This is a genomic window from Halopseudomonas pertucinogena (assembly GCF_014646575.1).
Classification (GTDB): Bacteria; Pseudomonadota; Gammaproteobacteria; order Pseudomonadales; family Pseudomonadaceae; genus Halopseudomonas; species Halopseudomonas pertucinogena.
This window is the reverse complement of record NZ_BMNN01000002.1, coordinates 235,266-248,733: the sequence shown is the minus strand read 5'-3', so window position 1 is coordinate 248,733 and position 13,468 is coordinate 235,266. Positions and strand designations below refer to the sequence as shown.

Annotated in this window: 7 protein-coding genes; 5 read left to right on the top strand and 2 right to left on the bottom strand. The window is 62.9% G+C overall.

All coding sequences use genetic code 11. From position 1 onward, the window contains the following. Positions 1-15: 15 nt before the first annotated feature. Positions 16-1,467 carry an SLC13 family permease gene (locus IEW63_RS06290; RefSeq protein ID WP_188635758.1) on the bottom strand — a complete coding sequence of 484 codons (1,452 nt, stop codon included), beginning with the start codon at positions 1,465-1,467 and terminating at the stop codon, positions 16-18. 239 nt (positions 1,468-1,706) lie between these two features. Here IEW63_RS06290 and smc point away from each other — a divergent pair, with 239 nt between their 5' ends. From smc to IEW63_RS06270, 4 genes are all read left to right on the top strand, one after another. Next, positions 1,707-5,210: a chromosome segregation protein SMC gene (gene smc, locus IEW63_RS06285; RefSeq protein ID WP_188635757.1), complete on the top strand. Its 3,504-nt coding sequence runs from the start codon at positions 1,707-1,709 to the stop codon at positions 5,208-5,210. Between the two features lie 80 nt (positions 5,211-5,290). After that, positions 5,291-6,154 carry a cell division protein ZipA gene (zipA, locus tag IEW63_RS06280; protein WP_188635756.1) on the top strand — a complete coding sequence of 288 codons (864 nt, stop codon included), beginning with the start codon at positions 5,291-5,293 and terminating at the stop codon, positions 6,152-6,154. Positions 6,155-6,531: 377 nt separating this feature from the next. Continuing rightward, positions 6,532-8,904 carry an NAD-dependent DNA ligase LigA gene (gene ligA / locus IEW63_RS06275; protein WP_188635755.1) on the top strand — a complete coding sequence of 791 codons (2,373 nt, stop codon included), beginning with the start codon at positions 6,532-6,534 and terminating at the stop codon, positions 8,902-8,904. After that, positions 8,901-9,869, top strand: a complete 969-nt coding sequence (locus IEW63_RS06270) for a tRNA dihydrouridine synthase (protein WP_188635754.1) — start codon at positions 8,901-8,903, stop codon at positions 9,867-9,869. Before ligA ends, IEW63_RS06270 begins: the two co-directional genes overlap by 4 nt. Positions 9,870-10,129: 260 nt before the next feature. Here IEW63_RS06270 and IEW63_RS06265 read toward each other — a convergent pair whose 3' ends face one another. Beyond that, positions 10,130-11,179: a helix-turn-helix domain-containing protein gene (locus IEW63_RS06265; protein WP_188635753.1), complete on the bottom strand. Its 1,050-nt coding sequence runs from the start codon at positions 11,177-11,179 to the stop codon at positions 10,130-10,132. A 478-nt stretch (positions 11,180-11,657) separates the two neighbouring features. On the opposite strand from IEW63_RS06265, the gene IEW63_RS06260 reads away from it, so the two are divergent. Then, the gene (locus tag IEW63_RS06260; RefSeq protein WP_188635752.1) at positions 11,658-13,460 is read left to right on the top strand and encodes a DUF1302 domain-containing protein; all 1,803 of its coding nucleotides are present in this window, start codon (positions 11,658-11,660) and stop codon (positions 13,458-13,460) included. Positions 13,461-13,468 lie beyond the last annotated feature (8 nt).

Below are 13,468 nucleotides of genomic sequence, written 5' to 3'. Positions count from 1 at the left end.
TACGCAGGTTTCGGCTCAGAGTCCGAACACCCAGAACATCAGGTAGTACGCCATGATGCCGACAATGGCCACGCCGGCGAGGTTCAGCTTGAACCCGGCGTTGATCATGTCGCTGATCTTCATGTGCCCGGTGCCGAACACGATGGCGTTGGGCGGCGTGGCGACCGGCATCATGAAGGCGCAGCTGGCGGCTACCGCAGCAGGTACCGCGTACAGCAGCGGTGATACGTCCTGAGCCAGCGCCAGCGCGCCAACCAGTGGCAGGAAGGCGGCAGCGGTGGCCGTGTTGCTGGTGACCTCGGTCAGGAACAGGATCACCGAGGTGATCAACAGCACCATTACCAGCACCGGCAGGGTGCCGAATATGCCCAGACTCTCGGCAATCCATACAGCCAGCCCCGAGGAGCTGATCGCTGCTGCCAGTGACAGCCCGCCGCCAAACAGCAGAAGGACGCCCCAGGGCATGACCGACGCGCTTTCCCAGGTCATGAGGAACTCGCGCTTCTTCAGATTCACTGGAATCATGAACATGATGATCGCCGAGGCGATGGCAATCACGGTGTCGTTCAACCAGGGGAAGGTATTGGACAGTACCGGCTGGAAGATCCAGGCCGCGGCGGTCAGCAGGAACACGACGGCGACCAGCTTTTCTCCGCGACTCATGGGGCCGAGATCAGCCAGCTGCTGACGCAGCAGGTCACGGCTGTTAGTGCCGGCGAGACCAAAATCCCTGCGTGCGAGCATGGCCCAGACCACCAGCAGCATGGTCAGGGAAATCGGCACGCCAAGCAGCATCCATTGGCCGAAGCCGATCTGGATGTCGTATTCACTGGCCAGAAAGCCCGCGAGCAGCGCGTTTGGCGGGGTGCCGATCAATGTGCCTATACCACCGATGCTGGCGGCATAGGCAATACCCAGCAACAGGGCCACTGCATACTTGCGCACGGCCTCGGGCTGTTCGCTTTCATACATGCTGACCACTGACAGGCCAATGGGCAGCATCATGATGGCAGTGGCGGTGTTGCTGACCCACATGCTGAGGAAGGCGGTGGCAATCATGAACCCGCCGATCTGATGGCTGGGCTTGCTGCCCACCGCCAGCAGCACGGTGAGGGCGATGCGCTTGTGCAGATGCCACCGCTGCATTGCCAGACCCAGCACGAACCCGCCCATGAACAGGAATATGATGGGGTTGGCATAGGGCGAGGTCGCCTGCGCCACGGTGCCCAGACCGAGGGCAGGAACCAGCACGATAGGCACCAGGGAGGTGGCCGGGATCGGAATTGCCTCGGTTGACCACCAGGCCGCCAGCAGGAACATCAGCCCGGCTGCCTTCCAGGCCGCATCGCTCATGCCGCTGGGCGCAGGCAGGACAAGTGTCGCCAGAAGAAGGGCAATGCCCACCAGCAGACCGACTATCCGTGTGACGGGAATGCCGCTGGGTTGGGTGTTATCGAGTTCAAGCATCTAAAAGTTCCGTATCAGGGATTGAAATCCGGCAGAGCAGAGGGCACAGCGCCTCCCGCATGCTGCACTTTTCAGCAAGCGGGAAATTGTGCCGGACTCGGCTGGTATAAAACCACAGTGGTGCCGCGCTTTTAGTCTAGTAGACAGGGGCGGATTTTTATGCGGGGCTTCTCTTTGCAGGGCATAGGGGGTAAAAAGGCAGCTTTCATGGCTGCTTCGCCCAAGGAAAGACCCATTCAATGCGATTGAAATGCATCAAGCTGGCCGGCTTCAAGTCGTTTGTCGACCCGACCACCGTTCACTTTCCCAGCAACATGGCGGCTGTGGTGGGGCCGAACGGCTGTGGCAAGTCCAACATCATTGATGCGGTACGCTGGGTGATGGGCGAAAGCTCGGCGAAGAACCTGCGTGGCGAGTCGATGACCGATGTCATCTTCAATGGCTCCAATACCCGAAAGCCGGTGGGCCAGGCGTCGATCGAGCTGGTATTCGACAACAGCGCCGGCACCCTGCAGGGCGAGTATGCGGGTTACAGCGAGATCTCCATTCGCCGCAGGGTAACCCGGGACGCCCAGAACCAGTACTTTCTCAATGGCACCAAGTGCCGCCGGCGGGATATCACCGACATCTTCCTTGGAACCGGCCTGGGGCCGCGCAGCTACTCAATCATCGAGCAGGGCATGATTTCAAAACTCATCGAGGCCAAGCCCGACGAGCTGCGGCTGTTCATGGAAGAGGCCGCGGGTATCTCCAAATACAAGGAACGCCGCCGGGAAACCGAGAACCGCATCCGCCGCACCCATGAAAACCTGGAACGCCTCACCGACCTGCGCGAGGAGCTCGAACGTCAGCTCGCTCATCTGCACCGCCAGGCCCAGGCGGCGGAAAAATACAAGGCGTGGAAGGCCGATGAGCGCCACCTCAAGGCCCAGCTGCAGGCCCTGCGCTGGCAGACGCTGGATGCCCGCACCAGCGAGCGCGAGCATCAGGTGCGCAGCCTGGAAGTGGCGCTGGAAGCCATCATTGCCGACCAGCGCAACGCCGACAGCGAGATCGAGAAGCAGCGCGACCGGCACACCGAGCTGAACGACAGCTTCAATCAGGTGCAGGCCCGCTACTACAGCATCGGCGCTGATATCAGTCGCATCGAGCAGACCCTGCAGTTCAGCCGCGACCGCCAGCGCCAGCTGCAGGAAGATCTGCAGCAGACCGAACAGGCCTGGCAGGAGGCCCAGAGTCACCTGACCCAGGATCAGGCGCTGCTGGCTGATCTCAGTGCCGAGCTCGCCCAGGCCGAGCCCGAGCTCGAGATGGCCGGCGCGGCCGATGAAGACACTGCTGTGGCCACCCTGGCGGCCGAAGAGGCCATGCAGCAGTGGCAGAGCGCCTGGGACGAGTTCAACCTGCAGGCCAATGAACCGCGTCAGCAGGCGGAGGTGGAACAGTCGCGCATCCGTCATCTGGAGCAGAGCGTCGAGCGTTTCGGTGAGCGCATCCAGCGGCTGGAAGAGGAGGGCGCCGGCCTGTTTGCCGACGGGCTGGAGGACGAGGTAGCGGAACTGGCCGAGCAGCTTGCCGAGCTGGAGCTGCGCAGCGAGACCGACCAGCAGCAACTGGATGACGTCGTCGACCACCTGCAGCAGGAGCGTGACAGCCTTGCCGCGCTGAGCCAGGAACTGGATATCCGTCGCGGCGAGTATCAGCGTCACGGCGGCCGTCTGGCCTCTCTCGAAGCCCTGCAGCAGGCAGCTCTGGATCAGGGCGCCGGCGTCCAGCAGTGGCTGCGCGAGCAGGGTCTGGAGAATGCCGAGGTGCTGGCTGCCCAGCTGCAGGTTGAGCCGGGCTGGGAGCAGGCGGTCGAAGCGGTGCTGGCGGCGGACCTTCAGGCAGTCAGTCTGGACAGCCTGGAAGGCATCGCAGAGATGATCGATGGCTTCGAGCAGGGCGAGCTCCGGCTGATTGGCAGAGCGGATGCCGGAGCGGCATCCTCTACGGCCGCTGAATCGCTGCTGAGCAAGGTTCGATCGGCACTGGACCTGTCGCCCTGGCTGGCCAGTGTGCGGACGGCTAGTGATCTACAGCAGGCACTGGCCCTGCGCGGCACGCTGGCCGATCATGAATCTCTGGTTACCCCGGCGGGCCACTGGCTTGGTCGCAACTGGCTGCGCTACCGGGCCGGCGCCGAGCAGGAGTCGGGCGTGCTGGCGCGGCAGCAGGAGATCCAGGAGCTGCAGGCCGGTCTGGAGCTGCAGCAGGAGCAGCTGGCTGCCGACGAAGAGCGAATCGCCACGTTGCGCGAGCGCATTCACCAGTTGGAGCAGCAACGCGATGGGCTGCAGCAGAGCCTGGCCCGGATCGGCCGGGAGCAGGGCGAGCTCAAGGCGCAGAGTTCTGCCCGTCAGGTGCGACTGGAACAGATCCACGCGCGCCGCGAGCGCATCCAGGCCGACCTTGAAGACATCCGCGCCCAGCGCAGCGACGAGCTTGAACAGCTCGGCGAATCCCGCCTGATGTTGCAGCACGCGCTGGATCGCATGGCCGAGGACAGCGCCCGCAGGGAAGAACTCACCGCCCAACGCGAGCAGGTGCGAGAACAGCTGGAAGCCGCCCGCCAGCAATCGCGGCAGAACCGAGACCGTGCCCACCAGCTTGCGCTGCGTGTGCAATCATTGCGAGCCCAGATAGATTCCACCAGCCAGGGGCTGGAGCGGCTGAAGGCGCAGGCCGAACGCCTGGCCGAGCGCCGCGCGCAGCTGCAGATGCAGCTGGAAGAGGCCCAGGGGCCGGAAGAGGATCAGCGCTTCGAGCTGGAAGAGCTGCTTGAGCGCCGGGTGCAGGCCGAGCAGGATCTGGGCGTTGCCCGCCAGGCGCTTGAGCAGGTCGACCAGCAGATGCGCGAGCAGGACCGCCGCCGCAACCAGGCCGAACAGCAGGCGCAGGTCATCCGGGGCCAGCTCGACGAACAGCGTCTGCTGGCTCGGGACATGCAGACCCGTCGTCAAGGGCTGCAGGAGCAGCTGCTGGAAGCCGGCTACGACCTGAACGGCGTGATCGCCACTCTGCCCGAGGGAGCCACCGAGACCGAATGGGAGCAGCAGCTGGCGCGCCTGGACACCCAGATCCAGCGCCTGGGCGCCATCAACCTCGCCGCCATCGAGGAATACGAACAGCAATCCGAACGCAAGCGCTATCTGGATGCACAGAATGCCGACCTGGAAGAGGCGCTGGAGACGCTGGAGCAGGTCATCCGCAAGATCGACCGGGAAACCCGCAGTCGTTTCAAGGATACCTTCGACAAGGTTAACGGCAGTTTGCAAGAGCTGTTCCCGAAGGTGTTCGGTGGCGGCAGCGCCTGGCTGGAATTGACCGGCGATGACCTGCTCGATACCGGTGTGACCATCATGGCGCGTCCGCCGGGCAAGAAGAACAGCACCATTCATCTGCTCTCAGGGGGCGAGAAGGCGCTGACGGCCATCGCCCTGGTGTTCTCCATCTTCAAGCTGAATCCAGCACCTTTCTGCATGCTGGACGAAGTGGACGCCCCGCTGGACGACGCCAACGTCGGTCGCTATGCGCGCATGGTGAAGGAGATGTCGGACAAGGTGCAGTTCATCTATATCACCCACAACAAGATCGCCATGGAAATGGCGGACCAGCTGATGGGGGTGACCATGCATGAACCTGGGTGCTCACGGCTTGTCACAGTCAATGTCGAAGAGGCGGCTGCGCTGGCAGAGGTGTAGAATCGCCCGGTGCAAAGTGCCATGCAGCCATGGTACTGTCGTACGCGGGCTAAGGCATAACAGACGGGAACACGATATTCATGGATTTTGGTTTGCGTGAATGGCTGATCGTTATTGGCCTTCTGGTGATTGCGGGCATACTTTTTGATGGCTGGAGGCGCATGGGCGGCCGCTCGCGCATACGGTTCAAGCTGGAACGCAATCTCAAGAACCTGCCGGACAGCGGCGAGCATGACGAGCTGCTCGGGCCGGTCCGTGTGGTAGGGCGCGCCGAGCGGGAAGAGCCGTCCTTTGGCGACCTCGATTCTGGTGTGCAGGAAGCCGAGCCGAGCGCGGCGCATCAGCCCGAGCAGGTAGGGCTGGATCTTGACGAGCCGGTACCGGTGGCTGCTCCCGCCCCGGAGCCCGAGCGCAAACGTGCCGTGCGCAAACAGCGTGAGCCCGAGCCCATCACCGCCACCGCCACCGCCACAACCGAGCCGGAGCCTGCCCCTGCCCGGGAGCCCGCGGCGCCTGAAGAGGTACTGATCATCAATGTGGTGGCGCGCAGCGAGGAAGGCTTCCCCGGCGGCGCCATGCTGCAGAGCATCATGGAGAGTGGCCTTCGCTTCGGTGAGATGAACATCTTCCATCGTCATGAAAGCATGACCGGCAACGGCGATGTGCTGTTCTCCATGGCCAACGCCCTCAAACCCGGCATATTCAACCCTGATGAACTCGAACACAGCCATGTGCGTGCCGTGAGCTTCTTCATGGGCCTGCCCGGCCCGCGCCACCCCAAACAGGCGCTGGACCTGATGATCGCCTCCGCGCGCAAGCTGGCCCAGGAACTGGGCGGCGACCTGAAGGATGAGCACCGCAGCGTTCTCACCGCCCAGACCATCGAACACTACCGCCAGCGCATCGCCGAATTCGAGCGCAAACGCATGAGCCAGCGGCGCTAGCTGCTCGGACCCCACGGACTGTTCGGCCCCTTCACGCCCACCGCGTTGTATGAGCGCCGCCGGAGCGCCGGACCGCCTCGGCGCGATGGCGTGCATAGCGCGCCCGGTTGATATCACGTGCTTCCGGCGGGGCTGCTGCGCAGCCCGATCGCGCCGAGGTCGGCGCTCCCACAAAAAACATGCCGCGCCCTCCAGCTTCGCACACTCTCCAACTTCGCCACACTCTCCAACTTCGCCACACTCTCCAGCTTCGCCGCACTCTCCAGATTGTAGGAGCCCCGACCTCGGGGCGATCGGGCCTCCGTGCCCAACTCGGAGCCCGCTCCCATCCCTGCTACAATCACACCCCCTGTTTCAGCGTGACGACCTTATCGACCATGACCGTACAACCCGACCCGGCCCTGCGCGCCAAAGAGCTGCGTGAACTGATCGACCAGCACAACTACAGCTACTACGTGCTCGACGAACCCACGGTGCCCGACGCGGAGTACGACCGCCTGTTCAATGAGCTGCGCGCACTGGAAGAAACCAACCCCGACATCGTCACGCCCGACTCGCCCACCCAGCGGGTAGGCGGCATGGCCTCCAGCGCCTTCGCCCCGGTGCGTCATGACGTACCCATGCTGAGCCTGGGCAATGCCTTCGCGGACGACGACATGCGCGACTTCGACCGCCGCATTCGACGCGCACTGGACCTCCCCGAAGGCAACCTGCTCGGAGAAGGCAGCAACGTGGCCTATTGCTGCGAGCCCAAGCTCGATGGTCTTGCCATCAGCCTGCTGTATGAGAACGGCGTGCTTACCCGGGGCGCCACCCGGGGCGACGGCACCACCGGTGAGGACATCACCGCCAACGTCCGCACGGTACGCAACATCCCCCTCAAACTGCGGGGCAATGACTGGCCCGCCGTGCTCGAGGTGCGCGGCGAGGTCTACATGACCAAGGCCGGATTCGAGCGTCTGAACGAGAGCGCCCGTGAAACCGGCGGCAAGACATTCGCCAACCCGCGCAACGCGGCTGCCGGCTCCCTTCGTCAGCTGGATGCCAGCATCACCGCCCAGCGGCCCCTGGAATTCTGCTGCTATGGCATTGGCCGTTTCGAGGGCGAGCTGCCGGACAACCAGGTCGGCATCCTCCATCGCCTGCGGGGCTGGGGCCTGCTGATCAGCCGCGAGCTCCAGCTGGTGGAAGGTATCGATGCCTGTCTCGACTACTACCGCGACATCGGCGAGCGGCGTGCCAGTCTGCCCTACGAGATCGACGGCGTGGTGTTCAAGGTGAACGACCTGGGCTGGCAGCGGGAGCTCGGCTTCCGCGCCCGCGAGCCGCGTTGGGCGATCGCCCACAAGTTTCCTGCCAGCGAGGAAATGACCGAGCTGCTGGACGTGGAATTCCAGGTCGGCCGTACCGGCGCGGTAACGCCGGTCGCCCGATTGAAGCCCGTACAGGTGGCCGGCGTGACCGTCTCCAATGCCACCCTGCACAACATGGACGAGGTCCAGCGCCTCGGTCTGATGATCGGTGATACCGTCATCATCCGCCGTGCCGGGGACGTCATCCCGCAGGTGATGCAGGTCATAACCGACATGCGCCCCGCCGATGCCCGTCCGATACAGGTGCCTGAACAGTGCCCGGTGTGCGGCTCGGCGGTGGAACGCACCCAGCTGATCAAGCGTGGTCGCGGCAGGCAGACCGTCGCCGAGGGGGCGGTTTATCGCTGTGTCGGCCGGTTGGCCTGCAAGGCTCAGCTCAAACAGGCGATCATTCATTTCGTTTCCCGCCGTGCGCTGGATATCGACGGCCTCGGCGACAAGATCGTCGAACAGCTGATCGAGCGGGAAATGATCGCCTCGCCAGCGGACCTCTACGCCCTGACCTACGAGCAAGTCATCACGCTCGAGGGCTTTGCCGAGGTATCCACCAACAACCTGCTGCTGGCCATCCAGCAGAGCAAGCAGGTGAGCCTGGCGCGGTTCATCTACGCTCTGGGGATTCCCGATGTCGGTGAGGAAACGGCCAAGCTGCTGGCCCGGGCACTGGGTTCGCTGGAGCGTATAAGTCAGGCCCGGGCCGAGGTGCTGCAATTTCTGCCCGACATCGGCGCGGAAGCCGCCCATGAGATAACCGCCTTCTTCGAGGACGAACATAACCAGACCGTCATCCGTCAGTTGCTCGAGCGCGGCGTTCAGCTCCAGGAAGAGGGCGCGCTGGCGCCGGAGTTTGCCGCCAGTGTCAGTCTCGGCAGCTTCATCGCGCGGCTGGAGATACCCTCGGTAGCCAACACCAGCGCGCAGCGTCTGGCCGACCGCTTCGGCAGTCTGACCGCCATCATCGAGGCCGACTGGCTGGATCTGAAGCAGGTCGAGCGCCTGAACGAAAGGGCCATCAGCAGCCTGCGGGATTACTTTGCTGACGAGCAGCAGCGCCAGCGGGTGCTGGACATCGAACAGCAGCTGCGAGATTTCGGCATGCACTGGGAGAGCCCCCGGGCCAGCAGCAGCGAGCTGCCGCTCAGCGGCCAGACCTGGGTACTGACCGGTACGCTGGAGGCCTTTTCCCGGGATGTTGCCAAGGAGCATCTGGAAGGCCTCGGCGCCAAGGTGGCTGGCAGCGTTTCCGCGAAAACGCACTGCGTTGTGGCCGGCCCCGGGGCCGGCAGCAAGCTGGCCAGGGCGGAGCAGCTGGGTGTCACGGTCATGGATGAAGCAGGGCTTCTGGCTCTGCTTGCCGAGCACGGCATCAGGCCATGAAGCACCGCATCATTCTCGCGCCCATGGAAGGGCTGGTGGATGCCCCCATGCGTGACATCCTCACCCGCATCGGCGGCGTAGACCGCTGTGTCAGCGAATTCATCCGCGTGACGCAAGGGCAGCTCAATATCGGCAGCATCCGGCGGATCGTGCCGGAAAGCCTGCACGGCTGGAAGACCGCCACAGGCGTGCCGGTGCATCCGCAGTTGCTCGGCTCCGACCCGCACTGGCTCGGCCATAATGCCGCATTGCTGGCAGAGCTCGGCGCGCCTGCAGTGGACCTCAACTTCGGCTGCCCGGCCAAGACCGTCAACCGCCACCGGGGCGGGGCGACCTTGCTGCGTGAGCCGGATACCCTGCATCAGATTGTGTCAGCGGTGCGCGCCGCGCTCCCTCCCGATGTGCCGGTGACCGCCAAGATGCGTCTGGGCTACAGCGATACCAGTCAGACGCTGGAGTGTGCCGACGCACTGGCCTGCGCCGGCGCCGCGGAGATTGCGGTTCATGCCCGCACCCGTGAACAGGGATACAAGCCGCCCGCGGACTGGGAGTGGCTGGCCAGGATACGCGAAGCAGTGAGCGTACCGGTGGTGGCCAACGGTGACGTGACCGACCTGGAGAGCTATCGGCGAATTGTGGAGATCAGCGGCTGCGAGCAGGTCATGATCGGCCGGGGACTGGTGGCCTGCCCGGATCTTGCGCTGCGCATCCAGCAGTCCGCTCTGGATGGAGCAGGGCAGGCGATGAGCTGGTCGGCGCTGCAACCCTGGATGATCGACTTCTACGGCCAGGTGCGCGAGCGGATAGTGCAGGACCGTCACGTCCCCGGCCGCCTCAAGCAGTGGCTGGTGCTGCTTTCCGGCAATTACCCCGAAGCCCGCGCCCTGTTCGACCGCATCCGACGCGAAACCTGTGCCGACGTGCTACAGGCGATCCTCACCGGACGCGTACCGGCGGTGGGGTGATCGCCAGAGCGCCGGACCTCCCGGCCGCGATTGAGTTGGCACCGTGCCCGCCGCCATCGCCCCGAGGTCGGGGCTCCTACAGTTTGGAGATGGGGCGGCCTGCTCCATGGCGACGGTTTTTTTGTAGGAGCCCCGACCCCGGGGCGATAGGCGCGCAAAGCGCGCCCCGGGGGGCCAGCAACGGCGTCGAGACCATCATCAATCGCCCCGAGTCAGGGCTCCTGCGAGAGCGGAGATAGAGGCGGGAAGGGGCCGTTGCTTCAACCCCCGCCAGCATCGGCCTCCGGCGCGCTGTTCACCTGTTGACGGAAGCTGGTCGGGCTCATGTTGGTCCAGCGGCGAAAGGCACGGGTAAAGCTGCTCGGGTCGAGAAAGCCCAGCTCGTAAGCAATGCTGGTCAGCGACAGCTCACCCTCGCCGATCATGCGGATCGCTGTTTCCCGTCGCACCTCGTCGACCAGCTGCTCATAGGAAGTCCCCTCCTGACTCAACTTGCGCCGCAGATGCCTCGGGCTGATGTTCAGCGGGGTGGCGATACGCTCCACACTGATATCCCCGGAGCCGAGCAGCAGCTGCACCCGGCGCTTGACCTGCTCCACCAGATCATGGGATGGCTGGTTGGCCAGCATGTCCTGCAGCGTATCGGTGAGCCGGGTACAGATGAAGGCATCAGCAGTGGCCAGCGGCCGGTCCAGCAGCGCAAGGGGAATAGCGAGGGTATAGAAGGGGCCGCTGATCACCTCGTCGCATTCCAGCAGCCTATGGCAGGTTTCCATGTCCGCATGAGGCCTGCGCAATGTCGCACGCCGGAACAGGCCCTTGCCGGCGTCGTCCAGCTGATTGAGGATGCGCCCCAGATAGCCCAGCACCGCATCTATATGCTGACCGTGGGGTTCGCCTACCGGATGTATCGTCAGGGTCGCCTCGCTGACCTCACGGGTCAGGTCCAGCCGCACCTGGGTGCTGACGATAGGGAAGAAGCGGATCAGGTGTTCGATGGCGGTGCCCACGGTGACGGTGGTGCTGGCTGCCAATGCAAGGAGGTTGATGGCCGAGGGGAAATGGGCCCGATTCAGACGCAGACCAAAAAACTCATCGCCCGACAGGCGTGAGGCTTCAATCCACAGCAGGTTTGCATTGGCCTGTTCTATGAAGGGAGTACTCGGCAGCCGGCTGGAGGTCAATCCAAGGGCCAGGCTGGAATGGGTCAGATCCACGCCGTAATGACCCAGCGCGCGGTCGATTGCCGCTACCCAGTGGCTGTGCTCGCGCACCCGGTGTCTGGCCCTGTCTCTGATGCTTCCCGGCATACGGCTCCCTTGATGACCTTTCCATGACAGACTCGGAGTCTGTCTCATCCCGCGCTGCGAGATTCTCGACTCAGCGCAGGAGAAAGGTAAAACTTCATTCCGCCATGCGAAACCCGGCTTTCCCCGAAGGCGCTACCTCTAGAGTAAGTCACTCATAAGGGTGATGCAGCAGCCTGCTTTGCTTTCAATGCGGATCGTTGAAAAACGCGGATCTTGAACTGCCTCAGGGGTCCGTCTACATCGCGATTTTTAACAAACATCCCGGTTGTTTGCAAACCTGCAGACCCACATCCAGGGGTCAAGTGGCAAATTGACTTCACCTCGTTTATTGAGCGCATTTAGTCTGTGAATGGCCGCTTGGGACAAGCGAATTGGCCATTGAGGGCAGGTGGTTTGGGCGTGCATCATGACAGACTCGGCAGTGTCCTGCAGGTGTCTTTTGATACACAGGTTCATGTTACCCAAACGGAGCAGCACAATGACAAAAAAAATGCATGCTTGGTCGCTTGCGGCCTTGCCTCTGGCTATCGGATTGGCCAGTTTTTCGGGATCTGCCAACGCCCTGAGCTTCAATATCGGGGAGGTTGAAGCGCAACTGGATTCGCAGCTGTCGATCGGCGCGAGCATGTCTACTGCCGGTCGCGACAAGCGGCTGTACTACGGTAATGCGGAGCTGGGCTACGGCGAAGCAACCGCTCGGACCTCCGATGATGGTCGCCTGAACTATGACAAGGGCGACGTATTCTCCAAGATCTTCAAGGGCTCCCACGATCTTGAGCTGCGCTACGGTAATTCCGGCGCTTTCATCCGTGGTAACTACTGGTACGACTTTGAAACAAAGGACGGCAGCCAGGAATTCTACGACATCAGTGATTCCGGTCGCCACCCGCTGCAGAAGGGCGCAGGCGTTCAACTGCTCGACGCCTTTGTCTATCACAACTACTCTATCGGCAATAACCCCGGCAACATCCGCCTGGGTCGCCAGGTTGTCAGCTGGGGTGAAGGTGTCTTCATTCAGAACGGCATCAACGCGATCAATCCGATCGATGCCTCTGCTTTCCGCCGCCCGGGTGCCGAGCTGAAGGAAGGTCTGCTGCCGGTGGAAATGTTGTATTTTTCCCAGGGTCTCACCGAAAACCTGAGTATGGAAGCTTTCTACCAGCTCAAGTGGCGCGGGACTATCGCTGACAACTGCGGCACATTCTTTTCCACTACTGACGTCGTAGCCCGTGGCTGTAACGACCGCCTCGCCTTTGCTGGAGATGATCAGGCGCTCGGCGAGCAGGATTTAGGCTCTTATATCGCGCGCGTACGCAAAGACAAGGAAGCCAGCGACAGTGGCCAGTTCGGTGTAGCTTTCCGCTGGTTCGCCCCTGCTCTGAATAATACCGAGTTCGGCTTCTACGCGATGAACTATCACAGCCGCAGCCCGATCTACTCCAACGAAGTGGGTTCGCTGCTTGTCACCGGAGACTTGACGCCCGGATATGATGGCCGGACGCTCGGCGGCGCCGGTTACTTCTTCGAGCATCCGGAAGATATCCGCCTGTATGGCATCAGCTTCGGTACCGATATCGCCGGTATGTCCGTGGCGGGGGAGATCAGCTACCGCCCCAACATGCCCATGCAGATCAATACCAGCGACATGAGCCGCGCTGCACTGTTCCTGGGTGCGGGTGCTGCTGACAACACCCATCGCTATGCCCCGGGTGAGCTTGCGGCCGGCGACTACCTGCGCGGGTACGAGCGCAAGGAGTTCTGGCAGGCCTCCATGAGTGCTGTCCATTTCATCGACCGTGTCTTCGGTGCGAGCCGTCTGGCATTGGTTGGTGAAGTAGGTGCTAACTACATCGGTGGTATTGGCAGTGGCAACGGCGAAACCAAATTCGGCCGTGACTCCCTGTTTGGCCAGAGCCGTGATGCCAATGGTGTATGTACCACCAACGTGGGTGCGCCTGGTGAATCGCCGCGCGCCGGCAGCTGGTGTGAGAACGACGGTTACTACACCGACTTCTCCTGGGGCTACCGCCTCCGTGCCGCCCTGGACTACAGCAACGTGATTGCCGGTATCAACCTGAGCCCGAATATCGCCTGGTCGCACGACGTTGAGGGCTACAGCCCGAACTTCGTCGAGAACGCCAAGTCGATCAGCATCGGTCTGAATGCCGACTACGCCAACAAGTACAACGCCAGCATCAGCTACACCAACTTCTTTGATGGCAAGTACAACACCCTGGTTGACCGCGACTTTGCCGCTGTCAGCTTCGGCGTAAGCTTCTAAGCAGCAGG